The organism is Quadrisphaera sp. INWT6, assembly GCF_015390235.1.
In the GTDB taxonomy this organism is placed as follows: domain Bacteria; phylum Actinomycetota; class Actinomycetes; order Actinomycetales; family Quadrisphaeraceae; genus Quadrisphaera.
This window is the reverse complement of record NZ_VUOH01000002.1, coordinates 653,539-676,121: the sequence shown is the minus strand read 5'-3', so window position 1 is coordinate 676,121 and position 22,583 is coordinate 653,539. Positions and strand designations below refer to the sequence as shown.

Annotated in this window: 19 protein-coding genes and 1 riboswitch; of the genes, 11 read left to right on the top strand and 8 right to left on the bottom strand. The window is 75.7% G+C overall.

Going from position 1 to position 22,583, the window contains the following annotated elements; translation table 11 throughout:
• Positions 1–32: 32 nt before the first annotated feature.
• The 3 genes from tsaD (at position 33) to F1641_RS07925 (ending at position 3,909) form a co-directional block, all read left to right on the top strand.
• Positions 33–1,103 (top strand): tRNA (adenosine(37)-N6)-threonylcarbamoyltransferase complex transferase subunit TsaD, encoded by a 1,071-nt coding sequence (tsaD, locus tag F1641_RS07935; protein WP_194904242.1) that lies wholly within the window; start codon positions 33–35, stop codon positions 1,101–1,103.
• Between the two features lie 118 nt (positions 1,104–1,221).
• Positions 1,222–2,358 carry an acyl-CoA desaturase gene (locus tag F1641_RS07930; protein WP_309225470.1) on the top strand — a complete coding sequence of 379 codons (1,137 nt, stop codon included), beginning with the start codon at positions 1,222–1,224 and terminating at the stop codon, positions 2,356–2,358.
• Between the two features lie 67 nt (positions 2,359–2,425).
• Positions 2,426–2,534: riboswitch (SAM riboswitch) on the top strand.
• Between the two features lie 64 nt (positions 2,535–2,598).
• The gene (locus F1641_RS07925) at positions 2,599–3,909 is read left to right on the top strand and encodes an acyl-CoA dehydrogenase family protein (RefSeq protein WP_194904241.1); all 1,311 of its coding nucleotides are present in this window, start codon (positions 2,599–2,601) and stop codon (positions 3,907–3,909) included.
• Positions 3,910–3,964: 55 nt separating this feature from the next.
• Here F1641_RS07925 and F1641_RS07920 read toward each other — a convergent pair whose 3' ends face one another.
• From F1641_RS07920 to F1641_RS07905, 4 genes are all read right to left on the bottom strand, one after another.
• Entirely contained in the window at positions 3,965–5,047 is a 1,083-nt protein-coding gene (locus F1641_RS07920; protein WP_194904238.1) for a sodium:calcium antiporter, read from the bottom strand.
• 272 nt (positions 5,048–5,319) lie between these two features.
• A complete protein-coding gene (locus tag F1641_RS07915; RefSeq protein ID WP_194904237.1) occupies positions 5,320–5,520 on the bottom strand; it encodes a hypothetical protein in 201 nt (66 codons plus the stop codon).
• Between the two features lie 54 nt (positions 5,521–5,574).
• Positions 5,575–6,492 (bottom strand): nucleoside hydrolase, encoded by a 918-nt coding sequence (locus tag F1641_RS07910; RefSeq protein WP_194904236.1) that lies wholly within the window; start codon positions 6,490–6,492, stop codon positions 5,575–5,577.
• Between the two features lie 54 nt (positions 6,493–6,546).
• A complete protein-coding gene (locus tag F1641_RS07905) occupies positions 6,547–7,851 on the bottom strand; it encodes an SAM-dependent methyltransferase (RefSeq protein ID WP_309225469.1) in 1,305 nt (434 codons plus the stop codon).
• A 221-nt stretch (positions 7,852–8,072) separates the two neighbouring features.
• Here F1641_RS07905 and groES point away from each other — a divergent pair, with 221 nt between their 5' ends.
• Both groES and groL read left to right on the top strand, forming a co-directional pair.
• Positions 8,073–8,366 (top strand): co-chaperone GroES, encoded by a 294-nt coding sequence (gene groES / locus F1641_RS07900; RefSeq protein ID WP_139709973.1) that lies wholly within the window; start codon positions 8,073–8,075, stop codon positions 8,364–8,366.
• Between the two features lie 119 nt (positions 8,367–8,485).
• A complete protein-coding gene (groL, locus tag F1641_RS07895; protein ID WP_194904234.1) occupies positions 8,486–10,096 on the top strand; it encodes a chaperonin GroEL in 1,611 nt (536 codons plus the stop codon).
• Positions 10,097–10,326: 230 nt separating this feature from the next.
• Here the strand turns inward: groL and F1641_RS07890 are convergent, their stop codons facing one another.
• Positions 10,327–10,665, bottom strand: a complete 339-nt coding sequence (locus F1641_RS07890; RefSeq protein ID WP_194904232.1) for a WhiB family transcriptional regulator — start codon at positions 10,663–10,665, stop codon at positions 10,327–10,329.
• Between the two features lie 335 nt (positions 10,666–11,000).
• Here F1641_RS07890 and F1641_RS07885 point away from each other — a divergent pair, with 335 nt between their 5' ends.
• The 4 genes from F1641_RS07885 to F1641_RS07870 all read left to right on the top strand — a co-directional run bounded on the left by F1641_RS07885 (position 11,001) and on the right by F1641_RS07870 (position 15,517).
• Positions 11,001–12,014, top strand: coding sequence for a MerR family transcriptional regulator (locus tag F1641_RS07885; protein WP_194904230.1), 1,014 nt, complete (start codon positions 11,001–11,003; stop codon positions 12,012–12,014).
• Between the two features lie 138 nt (positions 12,015–12,152).
• Positions 12,153–12,758, top strand: a complete 606-nt coding sequence (locus tag F1641_RS07880) for a response regulator transcription factor (RefSeq protein ID WP_194904990.1) — start codon at positions 12,153–12,155, stop codon at positions 12,756–12,758.
• A gap of 79 nt (positions 12,759–12,837) precedes the next feature.
• Complete coding sequence (gene guaB, locus F1641_RS07875; protein WP_194904228.1) at positions 12,838–14,349, top strand: IMP dehydrogenase; 1,512 nt, start codon at positions 12,838–12,840, stop codon at positions 14,347–14,349.
• A gap of 19 nt (positions 14,350–14,368) precedes the next feature.
• The gene (locus tag F1641_RS07870) at positions 14,369–15,517 is read left to right on the top strand and encodes a GuaB3 family IMP dehydrogenase-related protein (protein ID WP_194904226.1); all 1,149 of its coding nucleotides are present in this window, start codon (positions 14,369–14,371) and stop codon (positions 15,515–15,517) included.
• Positions 15,518–15,557: 40 nt separating this feature from the next.
• On the opposite strand, the gene F1641_RS07865 is transcribed toward F1641_RS07870, so the two are convergent.
• From F1641_RS07865 to F1641_RS07855, 3 genes are all read right to left on the bottom strand, one after another.
• Entirely contained in the window at positions 15,558–16,886 is a 1,329-nt protein-coding gene (locus F1641_RS07865) for an RbtT/DalT/CsbX family MFS transporter (RefSeq protein ID WP_206690764.1), read from the bottom strand.
• A gap of 153 nt (positions 16,887–17,039) precedes the next feature.
• On the bottom strand, positions 17,040–18,755 hold the full coding sequence (locus F1641_RS07860) for a glycerol-3-phosphate dehydrogenase/oxidase (protein WP_194904223.1): 1,716 nt from the start codon (positions 18,753–18,755) through the stop codon (positions 17,040–17,042).
• An 81-nt stretch (positions 18,756–18,836) separates the two neighbouring features.
• Entirely contained in the window at positions 18,837–19,823 is a 987-nt protein-coding gene (locus tag F1641_RS07855) for a sugar-binding transcriptional regulator (protein ID WP_206690762.1), read from the bottom strand.
• 220 nt (positions 19,824–20,043) lie between these two features.
• On the opposite strand from F1641_RS07855, the gene F1641_RS07850 reads away from it, so the two are divergent.
• Together F1641_RS07850 and F1641_RS07845 are read left to right on the top strand one after the other, a co-directional pair.
• Positions 20,044–21,780 (top strand): glycerol-3-phosphate dehydrogenase/oxidase, encoded by a 1,737-nt coding sequence (locus F1641_RS07850; RefSeq protein WP_206690909.1) that lies wholly within the window; start codon positions 20,044–20,046, stop codon positions 21,778–21,780.
• 69 nt (positions 21,781–21,849) lie between these two features.
• On the top strand, positions 21,850–22,575 hold the full coding sequence (locus F1641_RS07845; RefSeq protein ID WP_194904219.1) for an MIP/aquaporin family protein: 726 nt from the start codon (positions 21,850–21,852) through the stop codon (positions 22,573–22,575).
• Positions 22,576–22,583 lie beyond the last annotated feature (8 nt).

The following is a 22,583-nucleotide window of genomic DNA, read 5'->3' as shown; positions in this document are numbered from 1 at the left end:
GGGCTGACCGGGGCGCTGCCTAGGCTGGTGCCGTGAGCGAGCCGCTGGTGCTGGGGATCGAGAGCTCCTGCGACGAGACCGGCGTCGCGCTGGTCCGCGGGACCGAGCTGCTGGGCCACGCCGTCGCCAGCAGCGTCGACGAGCACGTCCGCTTCGGCGGCGTCGTCCCCGAGATCGCCAGCCGGGCCCACCTCGAGGCGCTGCTGCCCACGCTGCGCCGGGCCTGCGAGGACGCGGGCCTCACCCTCGCCGACGTCGACGTGGTGGCCGTCACGGCCGGACCGGGCCTCGCCGGGGCGCTCCTGGTGGGCGTGGCCGCCGCGAAGGCCCTCGCCCTCGCCCTCGACGTCCCCCTGCTCGGGGTGAACCACCTGGTGGCGCACGTCGCCGTCGACGTCCTGGTCTCCGGGGCGCTCCCCGAGCGCAGCCTGGCGCTGCTGGTGTCGGGCGGGCACACCGAGCTGCTCGACGTCCGAAGCCCCTCCGGCGACGCGCGGGACCTGCGCGTGGAGCTGCTGGGGCAGACCCTCGACGACGCCGCGGGCGAGGCCTTCGACAAGGTCGCCCGCCTCCTGGGCCTGCCCTACCCGGGCGGCCCGCACGTGCAGCGCGCCGCCGAGTCCGGCGACCCGAGGGCGTTCGCCTTCCCCCGCGGGCTCACCGCGGCGCACGACCTGCGCCGCCACCCGCACGACTTCTCCTTCTCGGGCCTCAAGACCGCCGTCTCCCGCGAGGTGGAGGCGCACCGGCGCGCCGGGGGCGACGTCACCGCCCCCGCCTTCGTGGCCGACGTGGCCGCCTCGTTCCAGGAGGCCGTCGCCGACGTGCTGGCGCGCAAGGCCGTCGCCGCGTGCCGCGAGCGCGGCGTCGACGTCCTGCTGCTCGGTGGTGGTGTCGCTGCGAACTCCCGCGTCCGGGGGCTGCTCGCCGAGCGGTGCGAGGCCGCGGGGGTCGTCCTGCGGGTGCCGCCGCTGCGGCTGTGCACGGACAACGGCGCGATGGTCGCGGCCCTGGGCTCGCTGGCGGTCGCTGCCGGCCTGGGGCCCTCGCCGCTCGGGCTGGCCACCGACCCCGGCCTCCCGGTGACCACCGTCGTGGTCTGATCGCCGGTCTCATCGTGCGGACCAGGTCTGCGCCGGGTCTTCAGCGCGGGCCCAGGTCGGCGTGAGACATTGGTCGGGCGCTGCCGCCCCCGGCGGGGCCCGGCCAACAGCCACGTCCGTGGGTGAGGCCGTCGACACCGCGGGAGCCGTCATCACCGCTCAGCCCGTCCAGGCCGCCACCGACCTCCCCGCACCCGCCGCGCCGCGGGTCCGGGAGCGCGACCGAGCCGTCAGCGCCTACGCCGAGCTCTCCAAGAAGGTCAAGGAGGCCGGGCTCCTCGGCCGCCGCCGCGGCTACTACGCGGTCCGGACGAGCATCGCCGTCCTCGCCGCCGCAGCCCTGGTCGCCGGGGTCGTCCTCCTCGGCGACTCGTGGTGGCAGCTGCTGCTGGCGGGTGCGCTCGGGGTGCTGTGCACCCAGTTCGCCTTCCTGGGGCACGACGGCGCGCACCGCCAGGTGTTCGAGTCGTCCGCGCGCAACGAGTGGGCGGCGCGGGTCTTCGCCGGCCTGTGCGCCGGCCTCAGCTACGGCTGGTGGATGAACAAGCACTCCCGCCACCACGCCGCCCCCAACCAGGTGGGCAAGGACACCGACATCGAGTCGCTCGTCGTCGCCTTCCACGACGAGGAGGCGGGGCGCCGCCGCGGCCTGTGGGCGGCCGTGACCCGCAAGCAGGGCTGGTTCTTCCTCCCGCTGCTGCTGCTCTCGGGCGCCAACCTCCACGTCGACAGCGTCAAGGCGCTGGCCCGCCGCTCCCCGGTCAAGGGCCGCTGGGTCGACGTCGTGTTCCTCGCGGTGCACTGGAGCACCTACCTGGGCGTCCTGCTGCTGACGATGGGCCCGGGCAAGGCGGCCGCCTTCGTCGGCGTGCACCTCGCGGTCTTCGGCGTCTGCATGGGCGGGGCGTTCGCGCCGAACCACGTCGGCATGCCGATCATCGAGCGCGGGGCCAAGCTCGACTTCCTGCGCCGCCAGGTGCTCACCTCGCGCAACATCAGCGGCGGCGTCGTCGTCGACTTCGTCATGGGCGGCCTGAACCGCCAGGTCGAGCACCACCTCTTCCCGAGCATGCCGCGCCCCAACCTGCGCAAGGTGCAGCCGATGGTGCGCGAGTTCTGCGCCACCCACGGCATCCCCTACACCGAGACCACGCTGGTCGGCTCCTACCGCGCGATCATCAGCCACCTCAACGAGGTGGGGCTGCGCGCCGGCGACCCGTTCAGCTGCCCGATGGCGGCGCAGCTGCGCGCCTGACCCCCTCGAGGCCGCGGCGCGGCTGCCCCTCGACACCGGTCAGGGGCAGCCGCTAGCCTCCGCGGCAGGTCATGAGTGCCAGCGCGGAGCCCCGGCTCGCTGGCCGGCAACCCCGCGTCGTGGGGTGCCCCGGGAGAAGACCTGGCCCGCTGCGCCAGCAGGGGCAACGGCGCAGCCTCCCTCCGTGCCGTCTCCTCGGCGCACGCGCGTCCACGACGTCCGCGACCGAGGAGAGACCCGATGAGCAGCACGCTCGACCTGACCAGCACCTCCAGCGCCGCCCCCGCGGCCGGCCCCGCTGAGCGCCTCGCCGCGGCCCGCGAGCGCCTGCAGCCGGTCCTCGACCGCGCGGCCACCGGCGTGGTGCAGCGCGAGCTCGACCACGAGCTGCCCCGCGCCCAGGTCGCCGAGCTGGTGGACGCGGGCTTCCTGCGGCTCCGGGTGCCGGTCGAGCACGGCGGTGACGGCCTCGACCTCGTGGCCACCACCGAGCTGCTCGTCGACCTGGCGGCCGCCGACTCCAACCTGCCGCAGGTCTTCCGCGGGCACCTGGCCTGGGTGGAGCACCTGCTGTCGCTGCCCGAGGGCCCCTACCGCGACGCGTGGTTCGCACGCATCGTCGCGGGGGAGTGGGCCGGCAACGCCTGGAGCGAGACCGGCGGCACCGAGCTCGGCGGCCAGCAGACCAAGGTGACCCGCGGCGAGGACGGCCGCTGGCGCATCACGGGCCGCAAGTACTACACGACCGGCACGATCTACGCCGGGTGGAGCGACGTCGTCGCCCAGCTCACCGACGAGGCGACCCTCGCCGCGCAGGCCGCGGGCGACGCCGCCGCCGGCACGGTGACCGCGCTGGTGCGGCTCGACCAGCCCGGCGTGCGGGTCAGCGACGACTGGGACGGCTTCGGCCAGCAGCTGACGGGCACCGGCACCCTCGAGCTCGACGGCGCCCTGGTGGAGGACGACGACGTCGCCGCCTTCGACGACAGGTTCCGCTACCAGACGGCGCTGTACCAGCTCGTGCTGCTGGCGGTGCACGCCGGGATCGCCGCGGCCGTCGAGCGCGACACCGCCCACGAGGTCCGCAGCCGCACCCGCTCGTACAGCCACGGCCTGGCCGCGGTGGTGCGCGAGGACCCGCAGGTGCTGGCCGTGGCCGGGGAGATCTCCGCGATCGCGTTCGCGGCGCGGGCCACGGCGCTCGCGGCCGCCGCCGCGGTCCAGGGCGCGGCCGACACGGCGCGCCCGGAGCTGCGCGACTCCGAGGCCGACCGCGCGGCCAACGTCCGCGCCGAGGTCGCCACGGCGCAGGCCCAGGTGGTGCTGTCCGAGAGCGTGCCGCGCGCGGCGACGCTGCTGTTCAACACCCTCGGAGCCTCGGGCACGTCCCGCGCGAAGGACCTCGACCGCCACTGGCGCAACGCGCGCACGGTGGCGTCGCACAACCCGGTGATCTACAAGAGCCGCATCGTGGGCGACTGGTCGGTCAACGGCACGACGCCGCCGTTCGTGTGGGCCATCGGGACGGCGCGCGGAGCCACCCCCGCCTGAGCCGCACCCGGGTGCCGCCCCTCCGGGGCCGCCCGCCGGGGCGGCACCCGGAGCCTCAGGCGGTGACGCCCAGGGCCAGCGCGAAGGCGGCGTAGAAGCCACCGGCGGCGGCGAGCCGCCCCGGGGTCACCCGGCGGGTGGCGAACAGGACGAGCAGGTAGGCCACGCACAGCGCGGTGGCGCCCGCGGCCAGCAGCAGGGGTCCCTGCAGGTGCCAGCTGGTGAAGAGCACGCCCAGGCCCGTGGGCACCGTCGCCTGGATGACCATCGAGCCCGAGAGGTTGCCCAGCGCCAGGTCGACCTTGCCCTTGCGCGCCCAGATGACGGCGTTGAGCACCTCGGGCAGCTCGGTGGCGACCGGTGCCAGGAGCAGCGCCACGAGCGAGGCGGGCAGCCCCAGCTGGGGTGCGAGGGCCTCGAGCTGCCCGACGAAGACCTGCGAGGCGGCGAAGACCACCGCCAGGGACAGCACCACCTGCGCCACCACGGCCCAGGTGGCCGGGCGCTCCCGTCGCCGCTGCAGCCTCAGCGGCTCCAGGTCCTCGCTGGCGTGGGCGGGCCCACCCGTGCGCACCTGGCGCCAGCAGTACAGGGCGTAGACACCGAAGAGGACCCAGCCCAGCTGCGGCTTCACGGCGAAGGCCACCAGGCCCAGGCCGGTGGCCAGGACGAACGCGCCCAGGAACCACGCCTGGTCGCGGGCGAGGGCGCGGGTGTCGACCCCGGCGAGGGGGTCGGGGCCGGGGGCCGCGGCGACGGCCGCGGGCGAGCCGCCACCGGGGCTGGCGGCTGCCACGCGGGCGCGCCCCGCGCTCACCGCCCGCACGCGCCGCGAGCGGGCGGTCAGCAGCAGCACCGCGCCCGCGACGGCGTAGGCGATGCTCCCCACCACCAGGGGGCCGCCGAGGGCGGAGCCGACGCCGACGTCGGCGCCGGACTCCTCGGACCCGAACAGCACGGCGACGAGGGTGACCACGCTCTCCGGCAGGGCGGTCCCGGCCGCAGCCAGCACGGTCGCCACGACCGCCGACCCCACGGCGAGGCGCACCCCGAGCCACTCGACGGCGTTGGTGAACCACTCGCAGGCGAGGTAGATGACGACCGCGCAGGCGAGCAGCACGACGACGGTGGAGAGCACGAGGGGGAGGGCCTTCCGCGGGGCGTCCTGCGGCGCCGGTCGGCGCGGCGCAGGCCGGCGAGCCGCCGGACCGGGGGTGGTCGACGACCAGCTCACCGGTGAGGTCTGCGACCCCGCGCTGCGGGGCCGTCGACGACGCTACCGGTCGGCCGGGAGCGGGCCAAGGACTTCGGTCGCCCGAAAAAAGGCCCTGTGACCTGCGGTGATGCCTCCGCGGAGTTCGTGCGGCCGAAACCTCGCCCGACAGCGCCCGACAGCGCCCGGCAGTGCGGTCAGCTGCGCAGGGCGGTGGCCCACTCGGGGGAGAGCGCGGCGACGTCGTCGCGGAGAGCCACCTCGAGGTCGGCCGGCTCGCGCAGGTGCTGCGGGGGCCGCACGCCCAGCCGGGGGCGCAGGCCCGGGCGCAGGGCGGCGACGACGAGCGCGAGGCCCACCAGGGCGGCCGGCGCCAGGAGCGCCAGGAGCAGTGCCACGTCCACCCACCTCCGCGTCGTTTTCGGTGGGCCGAAACTACCACCGGACGGTGCTCAGGTGCGCGCGCAACCCCGCAGGACGCGCTCGACCACGGCGGCGGCGGCCCCGGGGGCGTCGACCCCCGTGGCCACCCGCACCGTCCCCGCCGGGTCGGGCACGTGGACGGACACCCCGCGGTCGTCGACCTCGGCCCGCCCGGGCGGGCCGAGCTCCAGCAGGTCGGGCTGGCACAGCAGCAGCGCGGTGACCGGGTCGTGGGGGACGCCCCAGCGCTCGCCCCAGAACTCGCGCCACTGGTGCACCTGGGCGGCCAGCGCCGCGCCCAGCGGGCCCGCGGCGGCGATGCGCTCGACGTCGTCGGCGCCCAGCTGCACCTGCTGGGTCACCTCGAGGCCCACCACCAGGGTCGGTGCGCCGCAGGTGAGGACCTCCGCGGCCGCCACCGCGTCGCTGCGGAGGTTGTGCTCGCCCTCCTCCGCGCCGCCGTCCCAGCGGCCGCCCATGACCACCAGCGAGCGCAGCTCGCGGGCGAGGCCGGGGTGGCGGCGCAGGGCGACCGCCACGCCGGTGAGGGGGCCGATGGCGAGGAGGTCGACCTCGCCCGGGGCCCCCCCGGCCGTCCGCGCGACCCAGTCGGCCGCGTCACCGGGGCCGGAGACCGCGGTGGTCGGCGCCGTCGACAGGTCGCCGAGGAGCGTGCCCTCGTGGCCGGCCCACCAGGCCTCCGCGCCGCTGAGGGGCTCGCCGGCACCGGCCCGCACCGGCAGGCCGCCCGGCTCGCCCGGCCCCGGGACCCCGGCCAGCTCCAGCAGGCGGGACGTCGCGCGGGCCCGCAGCGCCGTGTCGCCGTAGGTGGTGGTGACGCCCAGCAGGTCGACCTCGGGGGAGCCGAGCAGCAGGGCCAGGGCGAGCGCGTCGTCGACGTCGCTGCCGAGGTCGGTGTCGAGGACGACGCGGCGTCGGGCGCTCATGGCCGCGAGCCTGCCACCGCCGGCGCCCGGCGCCCGTCGGGCGCGCCCCGGCGGTCAGCCGTGGACGACGGGGCGGCAGAGCAGCACGTGCTGCTGGCCCGCGAGGCGGGTGAGCACCAGCGTCGCCGAGCGGGGGCCCTCCAGGCGCAGCGAGCGGCGCAGCTGCTCGACGTCGACGGCGCTGCCGCGCTTGAGCACCTCGACCGCGCCGACGCCCCGGTCGCGCAGGCGGGTCCGCAGGGCCTTGAGGCCGAACGGCCACACCTCCTCGACGGCGAACGCGCGCGCCAGCGGCGTCTCGACCAGGCGCGGGGAGGTGACGTAGGCGATGGTCGGGTCGACCAGCACGCCGTCGACCAGCTCGGCGACCCGGCCGACCAGGCCCGAGCGGACCACGGCGCCGTCGGGGTCGTACAGGTAGGCGCCGACCCCGTCGGGCGAGGCGATGGCCGCGGGGGGCTCCATCCCGGTGCCGTCGACGACGGTGGTCGTGCGCCCCCGCGGCCCGCCGCGCAGGACCAGCGCGCTCGCGGTGACCCCGGGGCGCGCCAGGGGGCCGAACCAGCACCCGGCCTCGACCACGTCGCCGTCGACCGAGACCCACTGCACCTCCGCGGAGCGCCCGGACGCGGCGGCGATGTCGCGCGGGACGCCCGGGGCGAGCTTCACGCCCGTCGCGGGCACGCGCGCGGCGACGTCCAGCACGGCGCTCCAGGGCGGCGAGGCGCGCTCGGGGTCGAGCACCCGCCTGCCGGTGGCGGTGCGGCGGGCGGGGTCGAGCCACGCGCCGTCGACCCCCGCGAGGTCGGGGTCGGTGCCCGCGCCGAGGTGGGGGAGGACGTCGAGGACGTCGGCGCGGCGCACCCGGGCCTCGGGCCAGTGCCGCAGGTTCACGGTGGCGACCGCTGCGGCGGCCTCGTCGCGGTCGACGGCGAGGACCTCCAGGCCGAGGGACGCCAGCGCCATGGCGTCGCCGCCGATGCCGCAGCCCAGGTCGGCGACGCGGGTGCAGCCGGCGTCGCGGAAGCGCCGGGCGTGGTGCGCCGCGACCTCCAGGCGCGTGGCCTGCTCCAGGCCCTCGGCGGTGAAGAGCATCCCGTCGGCGAACGGGCCGAACTTGGCCGCGCCCCTCGCGCGCAGCCGCGACTGCGTCAGCGCGGCGGCCACCAGGGCCGGCTCGGCGCCCTCGGCGCGCAGGCGGGCGCCGAGGCCGAGCGCGGCGTCGGGGCCGGGGTAGGGCGGCAGCGCCTCCAGCAGCGCCCAGCCGTCCGGCGCCAGGAGGGGGGCGATGCTCGCCGCCGCCGTGCCGCCGGTGCCGCCCGCACCGCTCGCGCCGGGTCCGCCGCTGTTCCCGTCCACCCGCCGATCCTCCCAGCACCCCCGGCGACCGGGGGAGCGGGCTGGCACTCGGGTTGACCGAGTGCTGACGGCCTCACTACTGTCCTTCTTGGCACTCTCCCCGTGAGAGTGCCAGCGCCCGAGGTCGGAGCGGCACCCGCGACGACGCACCGGCTCCCGCGGCGCGCCCGCACCCGTCCGTTCGCATCACAGCGACACCACAGCGAAGGGGAGGTCCGCCCGTGTCGGTCTCCATCAAGCCGCTCGAGGACCGCATCGTCGTCAAGCCCCTCGACGCCGAGCAGACCACCGCATCCGGCCTCGTCATCCCGGACACCGCGAAGGAGAAGCCCCAGGAGGGCGAGGTCCTGAGCGTGGGCCCGGGCCGCATCGACGACAACGGCAACCGCGTGCCGCTCGACGTCAAGGTCGGCGACAAGGTCATCTACTCCAAGTACGGCGGCACCGAGGTGAAGTACGGCGGCCAGGAGCTGCTCGTGCTCTCGGCCCGCGACGTGCTCGCCGTCGTCGCCTGAGCGACTGACGCACTGAACTCGGCTCGCCCCGGCGGCCCGCCCGCCTCACGGCGGCGGCCTCCGGGGCGTTCGCCGTCCCAGCACGCTCACAGCACCAGCACGCCACCAGGAAGAAGGACATGGCCAAGCAGCTGCAGTTCGACGAGAACGCCCGCCGCGCCCTGGAGCGCGGCGTCGACGCCCTCGCGAACGCCGTCAAGGTGACCCTCGGCCCGAAGGGCCGCAACGTCGTCATCGACAAGAAGTGGGGCGCCCCCACGATCACGAACGACGGCGTCACCATCGCCCGCGAGGTCGAGCTCGACGACCCGTACGAGAACCTCGGCGCCCAGCTCGCCAAGGAGGTCGCCACCAAGACCAACGACGTCGCCGGTGACGGCACCACCACCGCGACCGTCCTGGCCCAGGCCATGGTCAAGGAGGGCCTGCGCAACGTGGCCGCCGGCGCCAGCCCCTCCGGGCTGAAGCGCGGCATCGACAAGGCCGTCGAGGCCGTGTCGACGCAGCTGCTCGCCACCGCCCGCGAGATCGACGACAAGGGCGAGATCGCCCAGGTCGCCACGATCTCCGCGCAGGACTCCTCCGTCGGCGACCTGCTCGCCGACGCCTTCGACAAGGTCGGCAAGGACGGCGTCATCACCGTCGAGGAGTCGTCCTCGATGAACCTCGAGCTCGACTTCACCGAGGGCATGCAGTTCGACAAGGGCTACATCTCGCCCTACTTCGTCACCGACTCCGAGCGCATGGAGGCCGTCCTGGAGGACGCCCACGTGCTGCTCTCGGCCGGCAAGATCTCCTCCGTCCAGGAGCTGCTGCCCCTGCTCGAGAAGGTCCTGCAGACCTCCAAGCCGCTGTTCATCATCGCCGAGGACGTCGACGGCGAGGCGCTGTCCACCCTCGTGGTGAACAAGATCCGCGGCACCTTCACCGCCGCCGCCGTGAAGGCCCCGGCCTTCGGTGACCGCCGCAAGGCGATCCTCCAGGACGTCGCGATCCTCACCGGCGCCCAGGTCGTCAGCCCCGAGGTCGGCCTCAAGCTCGACCAGGTCGGCCTCGAGGTCCTCGGCTCGGCCCGCCGCGTCGTCATCACCAAGGACGACACGACGATCATCGACGGCGGCGGCGACGCCGACGCCGTGGCCGACCGCGTGCGCCAGGTCAAGGCGGAGATCGAGAACACCGACTCCGACTGGGACCGCGAGAAGCTGCAGGAGCGCCTGGCCAAGCTGGCCGGCGGCGTCTGCGTCATCAAGGTCGGCGCCGCCACCGAGGTGGAGCTCAAGGAGAAGAAGCACCGCATCGAGGACGCCGTCTCGGCGACCCGCGCGGCCATCGAGGAGGGCATCGTCGCCGGTGGCGGCTCCGCCCTCATCCAGGCCGTCTCCGCGATCGACTCCCTCGGCCTGACCGGCGACGAGGCCACCGGTGCGCAGATCGTGCGCCGCGCCGCCTCCGAGCCGCTGCGCTGGATCGCCGAGAACGCCGGCCTCGAGGGCTACGTGGCCGTCGAGCGCGTGCGCGGCCTCGACGCCGGCCACGGGCTCAACGCCGCGACCGGCGAGTACGTCGACCTGGTCGCCGCGGGCGTCATCGACCCGGTGAAGGTGACGCGCTCCGCGCTGCGCAACGCCGCCTCGATCGCCTCCATGGTGCTGACGACGGACACCCTCGTCGTCGACAAGCCCGAGGAGGAGGCCCCGGCCGCCGGCGGCCACGGGCACGCCCACTGAGCGATCCGCTCACCAGCAGCAGAGCCCCCGGACCCGTCAGGGTCCGGGGGCTCTGCTGCACCCGGCCCCGAGCGGACCCCCGTGACGATCGTGCGGCTGCGCGCCACCCGGTCGCCGAGGGCGGGTGGCGCACATGACGCTCACGTGCGTGATCGTCGCGGGTGGGGCGGAACGGCAGGAAGCCCCCGGACCCGTGGGTCCAGGGGCTTCCTCGAAGGGTGCTGGAGCGGTCAGACCGCGTCGGCGATGCGGAGCGTCGTCTCGGCGACCACCGGGTTGGGGGTGCGGCGGGAGCGCTGCGCGGCGTAGATGCGCTCGCGGTCGTCCTCGGTCAGCGCGCCCCACACGCCGTAGGGCTCGCGGACGGTCAGCGCGTGCTGGCGGCACTCCTGCACGACCGGGCAGGCCGAGCAGACGGCCACGGCGGCGGCGTCGCGGTTGCGGCGGGCCGGGCCGCGCTCGCCCTCGGGGTGGAAGAAGAGGTCGGTGTCGTGCTCGCGGCAGGCGCCCTGGAGCTGCCACTCCCAGATGTCGGCGACGGGGCCGGGGAGGCGGGAGATCTCAGCCATGGGGTGGTCCTCCGGTGTTCAGGCGTGGTGCACGGGTGGTGCAGAGCTCTGGCGGGTGGTCCTGCGCGCAGGCGTGTGTGGATCCGGCCGCGGCGGGGTACTGCCTGTTCAGAGCGGCTGCACCGGGTGGTGCGGAGCTCTTGTTGAAGACACTACAACCGCTTCAGGGGTTGTTCAAGGACCTGGGGCTGCTCCATCCGGGTGGTGCCTGTGCCTCCGCTCGCCGCCACCCCTGCGCGAGCCCCTCCACACGTCTCCCGCGAACGTCCCCCTGATGGCCCCGCCGGCGGCGGGAGCGACTGGCACGGCCCGCGCCCGGCCTCCACACTGATCAGGTGCCGCCTCCCGACCACGCCGCAGCCGGCGTGTCGCTGGGCGTGGCCGCCGCCGCCCGGCGCCTCGGGGTCGCCCCCGCGACGCTGCGGACCTGGGCCCGCCGCTACGGCCTGGGCCCCAGCGAGCACGAGGTCGGGTCGCACCGCCGCTACAGCCCCGAGGACCTCGCCCGCCTCGTGGTGATGCGCCGCCTCACCCTGGAGGGCGTGCCGCCCGTCTCGGCGGCCGCCTCCGCGCTCGCCGCGGACCTGCACGAGTCGTCCCCGGTCCCCGCCCCCCTCGACGCCGACGACGACGGGCCCGACCCCGACGACGAGGAGCCCGCACCGCCGGCCGCCGGCGGCCTCGCGGCGTGGAGCGCCGTGCTCCCGGCCGACCGCACCCCCCTGACGCGCCGGCCGTCACCGGCCGGCCAGGACCCCCTGCAGCGCGCGGTCCTCGCCGGTGACGCGCCCGGAGCGGCCGCGGCCGTCATGGCCGCCTGCGCCTCCCGGGGGCCCGTGGGCGCCTGGGAGCAGGTGGTGGAGCCCGCGCGGCGCGCCCTGGCCCGCCGCTGGGAGGCCACCGGAGCGGGCGTCGACGCCGGCGTCCTGCTCACCGCCGCCGCCATGGAGGCGCTGCGCGCGCTGCGGCGCCCGCCGGAGCGGACCACGGCCGTCGTCCTGCTCGCCGCCGCCGAGGGCGAGTCCGACCCGATGCCCCTGCACGTCCTGGCCGCCGCCGTCGCCGCCGGCGGGGTGCGCCCGTGGGTGCTGGCCCCCGGCCTGCCGCGCGAGGCCGTCGCCGCCGCCGTCCGCCGCACCGGGCCCGCGGCCGTGCTGCTGCACGCCGAGCACGGCGTGGCCGACGCCGCCGCCCAGCTCGGTCCGCTCCCGAGGCTGCGCCACCCGGTGCGCCTGGTCCTGTCCGGCCCCGGGTGGGCCTGGGCGCACGTCCCCGAGGGCAGGCCCGCCCTGCGCGCCCCGACCCTGTCGGAGGCGCTCGAGGTGCTCCAGGAGGCCACGGAGCCGTAGGCAGCCGGTCGACAGCCGGTCGACAGCCGGTCGACGGAGCGGTCCCAGCTCTCAGGTCGGCCCGATCCGTGCCGATGACACCTCCAGGACAGCCGACCGCACGGGTCGGCGCACACGGAGGTGGCGACGGTGTCTGCGGTGGCGACGGTGATGGTCTGCGACGACTCCCCGCTGGTCAGGGAGAACCTGCGGCGCGCGGTGGCGGGGGTGGCCGGTGTCGGCCGCGTCGTCGGCGCGAGCTCGGGGGAGGAGGTGCTCACCCGCTGGACGGCCGAGCGCCCCGCCCTGGTGCTGATGGACGTGCGCATGCCCGGCATCGGCGGCGTCGAGGCCGCGCGTCGCCTGCTCGCCCGCCACCCCGGCGCCGGCGTGCTGATGCTGACCGTGGCCGAGGACGTCGAGGGCGTGGCCCGCGCGGTCGCCGCCGGCGCCCGCGGCTACGTGGTCAAGGACGCCACCCGCTCCGAGCTGGTCGCCGCCGTGATCGGCGCCATCGGCGACCCCAGCGGCCGCAGCCGCGGGGCGCGCCGCACCGAGGCCGGGGCCGCCCCGGCGCTCACCGAGCGCGAGCTCCAGGTGCTCACCGGCATGGGCGAGGGCCGCAGCAACGCCGAGATCGGCAAGCAGCTCTTCCTGTCCGAGGACACCGTGAAGACCCACGCCCGCCGGCTCTTCCGCAAGCTCGACGCCGCGGACCGCGCCCAGGCCGTGGCCAAGGGCTTCCGCCTGGGCATGGTGCACTGACCCGCTCGGGGCTCCCCAGCGCCTCCGGCGCCCGCGGCGCCCGTCCGAGGACGCCGGTCACCCCCCGTACGATCAGGGGGTGACCGGCGTCCTCGGTGCTTCCACCCTCCCGCTCGACGGCCTCGGCCTGACCTTCGACGACGTGCTGCTCCTGCCGGGGCAGAGCGACGTCGTCCCCAGTGCCGCGAACACCGCCTCCCGCGTCTCCAGGCGCGTGGAGGTCGCCGTCCCCCTCCTCAGCTCGGCGATGGACACCGTCACCGAGTCGCGCATGGCCATCGCCATGGCGCGCCAGGGCGGCCTCGGCGTGCTCCACCGCAACCTCTCGCCCGAGGAGCAGGCCACCCAGGTCGACCTGGTGAAGCGCTCCGAGTCCGGCATGGTGACCGACCCCGTGGTCTGCGGCCCGGAGGCCACCCTCGACGAGGTCGACGCGCTGTGCGCCCGCTACCGCATCTCCGGCGTCCCCGTCGTCGACGAGGGCTCCCACCTGGTGGGCATCGTCACCAACCGCGACCTGCGGTTCGAGACCGACCGCACCCGCACCGCCGGGGAGGTCATGACGCGGATGCCGCTGGTGACCGCGCCCGTGGGCACCTCCGGCGAGGACGCGATGGCGCTCCTGGCCAAGCACAAGGTCGAGAAGCTGCCGCTGGTCGACGGCGAGGGCCGCCTCAAGGGCCTGATCACCGTCAAGGACTTCACCAAGCGCGAGCAGTACCCCCTGGCCACCAAGGACGAGGCCGGCCGGCTGCGCGTCGCCGCCGCGATGGGCGTCTTCGACGGCGCCTGGAAGCGCGCGATGCTCCTGGTCGAGGCCGGTGTCGACGTGCTCGTCGTCGACATGGCCCACGGGCACTCCCGGGCGGTGCTGGAGATGGTCGCCGCGCTGAAGGCCGAGCCGTCCGCCGCGCACGTCGACGTGGTCGGCGGCAACGTCGCGACCCGCGCCGCCGCCGCCGCGCTGGTCGAGGCCGGCGTCGACGGCGTGAAGGTCGGCGTCGGGCCGGGCTCGATCTGCACCACCCGCGTGGTCGCCGGCGTCGGCGTCCCGCAGGTCACCGCCATCTCCGAGGCCGCGGCCGCGTGCCGCCCGGCCGGCGTCCCGGTCATCGGCGACGGCGGCCTGCAGTACTCCGGGGACATCGCCAAGGCCCTCGTGGCCGGCGCCGACACCGTGATGCTCGGCTCCCTGCTGGCCGGCTGCGCCGAGAGCCCCGGCGAGCTGGTCTTCATCAACGGCAAGCAGTACAAGTCCTACCGGGGCATGGGCTCCCTGGGCGCGCAGCAGACGCGCGCCGGGGGCCGGGGCTTCTCGAAGGACCGCTACTTCCAGAACGACGTGGCCGCCGCCGAGCAGTTCGTGCCCGAGGGCATCGAGGGCCAGGTGCCCTACCGGGGCCCGCTGGCCGCCGTCGCCCACCAGCTGGTCGGGGGCCTGCGGCAGTCGATGTTCTACACCGGCGCCGCGACCGTGCCCGAGCTCAAGGAGCGCGGCCGGTTCGTGCAGATCACGTCGGCGGGGCTCAAGGAGAGCCACCCGCACGACGTCCAGATGGTCCTCGAGGCCCCCAACTACAGCGGTCGCTGACCGGTCGCGAGGAGCGCACATGAGCTACGAGGTCGAGATCGGTCGCGGCAAGCGCGGCCGGCGCGCGTACAGCCTGGACGACATCGCCGTCGTCCCCAGCCGTCGCACCCGCGACCCCGAGCTCATGAGCGTGTCGTGGCAGATCGACGCCTACCAGTTCGCGATGCCCGTGATCTCGGCCCCGATGGACTCGGTGGTCTCGCCCGAGACCGCCGTCGCCATCGGGCGCCTCGGCGGCCTGGGGGTGCTCGACCTGGAGGGCCTGTGGACCCGCCACGAGGACCCCGAGCCCCTCCTCGACGAGATCTCCGAGCTGCGCGGCGGCACCCGCGCCGAGGTGGCCGAGGCCACCCGCCGCCTGCAGCGCGCCTACAGCGCCCCGATCGACCCCGAGCTCGTGGCCCAGCGCCTCAAGCAGGTGCGCGACGCGGGCGTCGTCGTGGCCGGCGCCCTCTCCCCGCAGCGCACCGCGCAGCTGTGGAAGACCGTCGTCGACGCCGGGGTCGACCTCTTCGTCATCCGCGGCACCACCGTCTCCGCCGAGCACGTCGCGGCCGCCGGGGCCGAGGCGCCGCTGAACCTCAAGCAGTTCATCTACGAGCTGGAGGTGCCCGTCGTCGTCGGCGGCGCCGCCAGCTACACCGCCGCCCTGCACCTGATGCGCACCGGTGCCGCCGGCGTCCTCGTCGGGTTCGGCGGGGGTGCGGCGCACACCACCCGCGGCGCGCTCGGCATCCACGCGCCGATGGCCACGGCCATCGCCGACGTCGCCGCCGCGCGGCGCGACTACCTGGACGAGTCCGGCGGCCGGTACGTCCACGTCATCGCCGACGGCGGCATGGGCCTGTCGGGCGACGTGGTGAAGGCCGTCGCCTGCGGCGCGGACGCCGTCATGCTCGGCGCCGCCCTCGCCCGGGCCACCGAGGCCCCCGGCCGCGGCTGGCACTGGGGCCCCGAGGCCCACCACGGCGACCTCCCGCGCGGCCAGCGCGTGCACGTGGGCACCGTCGGCTCGCTCGAGGAGATCCTCCTCGGCCCGGGCACCACGCCCGACGGCACCACCAACCTCATCGGCGCGCTGCGCCGCGCGATGGCGACGACGGGCTACTCCGACCTCAAGGAGTTCCAGCGCGTCGAGGTCGTCGTCAGCCCCTACCAGCCCACCTGACCGCCGGGGCCCGACGCCGCCCGCCTCAGCGGCGCCCGCCTCAGCGGCGGGCGCCGCGCGGCTGGTCCACGCGCAGGAAGCGGCACAGCACGAACGCGACCGCGTAGAGGACCACGAAGGCCCACACGGTGCCGACGTCACCGCCCCAGGGCTGCACGACGGCCACCACGGCGGCCCCGAGGAACGCGGCCCCGCCCGCAGCCGTCGTGTACACGGCCATCGCCGCGCCCTTGTGGTCGGTGAGCTGCGGCAGGATCGCGCCCAGCGGCACGAAGCCGGCCAGCATGACGCCGAACACCATCCCCGCGGCCACCGAGAGCACGTAGCCGCCGTCGGAGCCGGGCTCCACCCAGTGCGGCACGTACCACCACAGCAGCAGGCCGACCGCTGAGCCCAGCACCCCGAACCACCGGACGGTGCGCACCCAGCCCCACCGGTCGCCGAGGGCGCCGAAGAGGGCGTTGAAGGCGATGTTCGAGGCGTACACGAAGCTGCTCATCAGCAGGAACTGCGACTGCGACCAGCCGAGGCTCCCGGCGATCACCCCGGGCAGGATGATGAACATCCCGTACTGCGGCGCGGTGTTGATGATGCGGACCAGGAAGCCGACCAGCACCTTCGGCTCGGTGGCGGCCAGGCGCACGCCGCTGGTCAGCACCTGCGCCGCGCTCTCCTCCGCCGGCACGAGCCGGCGGCGCCCGTGCGGCTCCCGCACCAGCAGCGTCAGGGCGTACCCGGCGGCCACGAGCGCGATCGACAGCCACATCGCCCCGGTCTCGCCCCCGTAGCCGCCCCCGAAGGCGGGGATGGCGGCGATCGCCACCAGGGAGCCCAGCGTGGGCAGGCCGCCGGTGAACATCACGTAGAACCAGCCCACGGCGGTGCCCGCGCGCTCGCGGGGGGCCACGGCGTTGATCCACACCAGGAACGCGAAGGCGAACAACGGGTACCCGAAGCCGCGCACGAAGTAGCTGGTGGCGATGAGCGCGAGGTTCCCCGTCTCCAGGCTGAGCAGGAACGCGACCTCGAACACGACCCAGACCGCGAACCCGAGCGTCATCACCCGGTGGGGACCGAGCAGGTCGGACAGCGCACCGGCCAGGTAGGAGCCGACCAGCACCGCGAGGCCGTAGGCCGAGATGATCGTGGCCGCCGCCGCGGACCGGGAGCCCAGCGCCTCGGCGAGGTGCGGGGCCACGAAGTTCGTCTCCACGGCGTTGCCGGTCATGAAGACGACGACGGCGAGGAAGCCCCACCGCAGGACGTGCGGGACCCCCAGCCCGTCGAGCCGCGTCTCGCGGGGGTCGCCCACCGGCAGGCCCCCCGAGGGGCTCGCGGTGCCGGGTGCCACCTGGCTGCTGCCTGCCACGCGGAGGCCTCCTCGCCTGCTCGCCGTCGAGCTCCGGCCGTCGGCCGGAGGAGCCGACCACGCTGGCACGGTCCCGGGACGACGGCGACCCGGCACCCTCCGGGGAGGGCGCCGGGCCGGCGGTCGAGGTGGGGCGGTCGGGCCGCCGCGACCTCAGGCGGTCAGGCTCGGCCGGGAGTCCGGGGCCTCGCGGCGGGCGGCGTCGGCGGCCTCGTCGTCGGGCAGCTCCTGGCTGGCCCGCTCCGCGGCGACCCGCTCGGTGTAGGAGCGCACCTCCGCCTCGACGCGGTCGGCGTCCCACCCCAGCACCGGGGCCACGAGGTCGGCCACGGCGCGGGCCGAGCGCACCCCGCGGTGGCCGTACTCGATGGACATCCGCGTGCGGCGGGCGAGCAGGTCGTCCAGGTGCAGCGCTCCCTCGTGCGTCACCGCGAAGACGACCTCAGCGCGCAGGTAGTCCTCGGCGCCCTCGAGCGGCTCCAGCAGGTCGGGGGTCTCGCGTCCCATCTCGAGCAGCGTCGTGGCCTCCGAGCCGTAGCGGTCGAGGAGGTGCTGCACCCGGTGCTCGGGCACGCCGTAGCGGCGCGCCAGGGCCGGCACCTGGTTCACCAGCGCGTGGTAGCCGTCGGCGCCCAGCAGCGGCACGTGCTCGGTGACCGAGGGCGGCACCTGCGAGCCGAGGTCGGCCTTGGCGGCGTCGACGGCGTCGGCGCCCATCACCCGGTACGTCGTGTACTTGCCGCCGGCGATCGAGACCAGGCCCGGCTGGGGGCGCGCCACGGCGTGCTCGCGGGACAGCGAGCTGGTGCCCTCGGACTCCCCGGCCAGCAGCGGGCGGAGCCCCGCGTAGACGCCGCGGACGTCCTCCCTGGTCAGCGGGGTGCGCAGGACCGTGTTGGCGTGCTCGAGGATGTAGTCGATGTCGGCGCGGGTGGCGGCCGGGTGGGCCCTGTCGAGGGACCAGTCCGTGTCCGTCGTCCCGATGATCCACCGGGTGCCCCAGGGGATGAAGAAGAGCACGGACTTCTCGGTCCGCAGGATCAGCCCGGTCTCGGAGGCGAACCTGTCGCGCGGGACCACGATGTGCACGCCCTTGGAGGCCCGCACGCGGAAGCGCCCGCGCCCGCCGGCGAGGTGCTGCATGTCGTCGGTCCAGACGCCCGTGCAGTTGATGACGACGGTCGAGCGCACGTCGGTGGTGGCCCCCGTCTCGACGTCGCGCACGGTGGCGCCGACGATCCTGTCGCCCTCGTGCAGCAGCGAGACGACCTCGGTGCTGTTGCGCACCACCGCGCCGTAGTGCGCCGCCGTCCTCACGACGGCGAGGGTGTGGCGGGCGTCGTCGGCCTGCGCGTCGTAGTACCGCATGGCCCCGACGAACGCGTCGGGCTTCAGGCCCGGCGCCAGGCGCAGCGCGCCCCGGCGCGTCAGGCTCTTGAAGCCCGGCACCGAGCGGGCGCCGCCCATCGTGTCGTACATGGTCAGCCCGGCCGCCATGTACGGCCGCTCCCAGAGGCGGTGGTTGAGCGGGTAGAGGAACGACACCGGCTTGACCAGGTGGGGAGCCAGGCGCGTGAGCATCAGCTCGCGCTCCTTCAGCGCCTCCCGAACCAGGGAGAAGTTCAGCTGCTCCAGGTAGCGCAGGCCCCCGTGGAACAGCTTCGACGAGCGCGACGACGTGCCGGAGGCCCAGTCGCGCTGCTCCACGACCGCCGTCCGCAGACCGCGGGTCGCGGCGTCGAGGGCCACGCCCGCGCCGGTCACGCCCCCGCCGATGACGAGCACGTCGAAGGGGGCCGCGCCGAGGGCCTCCCACGCGCGCTCGCGGTGCTCCGGACCCAGGGTGCTCATCTGCGACGCAGCCGTCATGACGATCGCTCCTCCACGCTCGAGCTCATCCGCCGGCACCCGCGCCCAGGCCGGGCCGGAGCCGCGCCGTGGTGCGCCAGCCTAGGCCCGGCGCTGGGCCCCCGCAGTGCCGCGCACCGGCCCCCGGCGGGCGAGCAGCTCGTGGGCCGCGAGCTCGTCGAGCACCAGGTCGCTGACGAGCCCCGCAGCCAGGGCCGCGGAGAGGGCGGCCACCTTGTCCTCGCCGGTCACGGCGCACACGCGGCGCGGGACGCGGCGCAGCACGGGAGGCGGCAGCCCGGAGGAGCGGGCGTTGAGGTCCAGCCCCTCCCAGGAGCCGTCAGCGCGCAGGAAGACGGTGCAGACGTCGCCGACCACCCCCGACGCCGTCAGCGCCGCGCGGTCGCGGGGGGTGAGGTAGCCCTCGGCCCACACCCGGCTCGGGACCGCCCCGCCGAGGGCCCCGACGCCGAAGAGCGCGACGCCGGCGGCCTGCTGCAGCCCCAGCACGCGGCGCACGCTGCGCTCGCGCCACATCGCCTGCCGGGTCTCGGGGTGGTCGAAGAACGCCGGCACCGGGAAGTGGTGCACCTGCCCGCCCCACGCCGCCGCGAACCGCCCCAGCACGTCGCTGCCGTACCCGACGCCGCTGCTGTGCGTGTTCATCGCGCCGTTGAGCTGCACCACCTGGACGTCGGGCAGGGGGCGGGCCAGCAGGTGGCGGCTCACGGCGCCGGTCGTGGTGCCCCAGGCGACGCCCACCACGGTGCCGGCGGCCACCACCTCGTCGAGCAGCCGGCCCGTCGCCTCGGCCACGAGCTGCAGCCTCTCGTCGGGGCCGGCGCCGTCGGGCAGGGGCACCACCCGTGCCGCGACGCCGTGCCGCTGCTGCAGCTCGCGCGCCATCGCCGCTGCACGTCCGTGCACGGGGTTCACCCGGATCGACACCACGCCGGTCGAGCGGGCGGCGTCGAGGAGGCGCGAGACGGTCGAGCGGGACACCCCCTCGCGGACCGCGATGGCCTCCATCGTCTCCCCGTCGACGTAGTAGCTCCTCGCCACGCGCTCCACGCGCTCGCCGTCAGGCACCCCGCCAGCCTCCTCCTCGCGCACCACCCGGCCCGGGTGCCCCGCTCTGCACGTCCGTGCACCAGGTTGCCCGGTCCGGGCCGCCGGGGGAAGTCTCGAGGTGTCCGAGCGACGGGCCGCCGCAGGTGGACGGCCGCACGACAGCCACGACAGATGGGCGTCCTCCGTGACCGCAGCGCACACCACCCCCCGTCCCACCCCCCGTCCCTCAGCCACCGCCCTGTCCCGCGACGCGCGCGACCGCGCCCTCGACCGGCTGGCCTCGGAGCAGCTCGACGTCCTGGTCGTCGGCGGCGGCGTGACCGGCGCCGGGGCCGCCCTCGACGCCGCGAGCCGCGGCCTGTCCGTCGGGCTGCTGGAGCAGCGCGACTGGGCCTCGGGCACCTCCAGCCGGGCCAGCAAGCTGGTGCACGGCGGGCTGCGCTACCTGGAGATGCTCGACTTCGCCCTCGTCCGCGAGGCCCTGCACGAGCGCGGGCTGCTCGTCGGCCGCCTCGCCCCGCACCTCGTCCACCCGGTGCCGTTCCTCTACCCCCTGCAGCACCGGGTGTGGGAGCGCGCCTACGTGGGCGCCGGCATCGCGCTGTACGACGTGCTCGCCGGGGTGCTCGGCCGCGTCGGCGGGCGCGGGGTGCCGCTGCACCGGCACCTGTCGCACCGCGCCCTGGCCCGGGTGGCGCCCTCGCTGCGCCCCGACGCCGCCGTCGGCGCGATCCGCTACTACGACGCCAAGGTCGACGACGCCCGCCTGGTCGAGGTGCTGGTCCGCACCGCCGCCGGCCACGGCGTCGCGGCCGCCAGCCGGGTCACCGTCACCGGCTACCTGGAGGAGGACGGCCGCGTCGCGGGCGTCACCGCCGTGGACCTGGAGAGCGGGCGCGAGCTCGTCGTCCGCGCCCGGCACGTCATCGGCGCCACCGGCGTCTGGACCGAGGAGACGCAGGAGCTCTTCCGCGCGCAGGGCCTGCAGGTGAGGGCGTCCAAGGGCGTGCACGTCGTCGTCCCGCGCGACGCCGTGGCCGGTGACGACGGCTTCATCCTCAAGACCGCGAAGAGCGTGCTCTTCATCATCCCGTGGCCGACCCACTGGGTCATCGGCACCACGGACACCCCCTGGGACCTGTCCAAGGACCACCCGGTGGCCAGCGGCGCCGACGTCGACTACCTGCTGGAGCAGGCCAACGGCGTGCTGCGCCGCCCGCTCACCCGCGACGACGTCATGGGCGTCTACACGGGCCTGCGGCCGCTGATCCAGCCGGTCTCCTCCGACGGGTCGGCCACCACGAAGGTCTCGCGCGAGCACACCACGGCGACCGTGCGCCCGGGCCTGACCGTCATCGCCGGCGGGAAGTACACGACGTACCGGGTGATGGCCCGCGACGTCGTCGACGTCGCCCTGGCCGACCGCGCCCCGGGCGACCCGGCCGGGGCCCCGCCCGCCTCCCTCACCGACGAGCTGCCGCTGGCCGGCGCCGACGGCTACGCCGTCCGCTGGAACCAGCGCCACCGCCTGGCCGCGGCCCGCGGCTGGAGCGAGGAGCGGGTGGTGCACCTGCTCCACCGCTACGGCGCCCTGGTCGACGAGCTGCTCGCGCTGGTCGACGCGGACCCGTCCCTGGGGGAGCCCCTGGAGGGCGCGCCCGACTACCTGCGCGCGGAGGTCGTCTACGCCGCGACCCACGAGGGCGCCCTGCACCTGGAGGACGTGCTCACCCGCCGCACGCGCCTGTCGTACGAGCAGGCCGACCGCGGCACCGCCTCGGCGCGCGCCACCGCCGAGCTGCTCGCCGGTCCGCTCGGCTGGACCGCCGAGCAGGTCGAGGAGGAGGTGTCCACCTACCTCGAGCGCGTGGACGCCGAGCGGGCCGCCGAGGTCGAGGTCGACGACGACGCCGCCCAGCGCGCCCGCTCGCGCGCCCGGGAGATCCGGCCGCTCCCGGTGGCCGGGGGGCGCTGACCCCACCACGCTCGACCCAGCACGACCCCGTCGAACCCCCGGCGGGACCCCGGACAGAGAGGTCCGCCCGTGTCACTCACCAGCGTCTTCTTCTCGGAGGTCTTCGGCACCGCGCTGCTGGTCCTCTTCGGCGTCGGCGTGGTCGCCAACGTCACCCTCGCCCGGACCAAGGGCAGGGGCGCGGACTGGCTGCTCGTCAGCTTCGGCTGGGGCCTGGCGGTCTTCGTCGGCGTCTTCGCCGCCTGGCGCTCCGGTGGCCACCTCAACCCCGCGGTGACCCTGGGCCTGCTGGCCTCGGGGGCCTCCGAGTACGCCCCCGACGTGCCGGTGACCTTCGGCAGCACCGTGACCTACCTGGTGGCGGAGGTGGTCGGTGCGGTCATCGGCGCCGTGCTCGCCTGGCTGGTCTACCGCAAGCACTACGACGCCGAGGAGGACGGCGCCGTGGTGCTGGGCACCTTCTCCACCGGGCCGGAGATCCGCAGCTACGGCTGGAACCTCGTCACCGAGGTGATCGCCACGTTCACGCTGGTCTACGTGGTGATCCAGTTCGGCAACACGCCCACCGAGGTCGGGCCCCTGAACGTGGCGCTGCTCGTCGTCGCCATCGGCGCCTCGCTCGGCGGGCCCACGGGCTACGCCATCAACCCCGCCCGCGACCTGGGCCCGCGCATCGCCCACGCCCTGCTCCCGATCCGTCACAAGGGCTCCAGCGACTGGGGCTACGCCTGGGTGCCGGTCGCCGGGCCCGTCATCGGCGGCGTGCTCGCCGGCCTGGTCTCCCAGGTCTTCTGAGGCGCTCC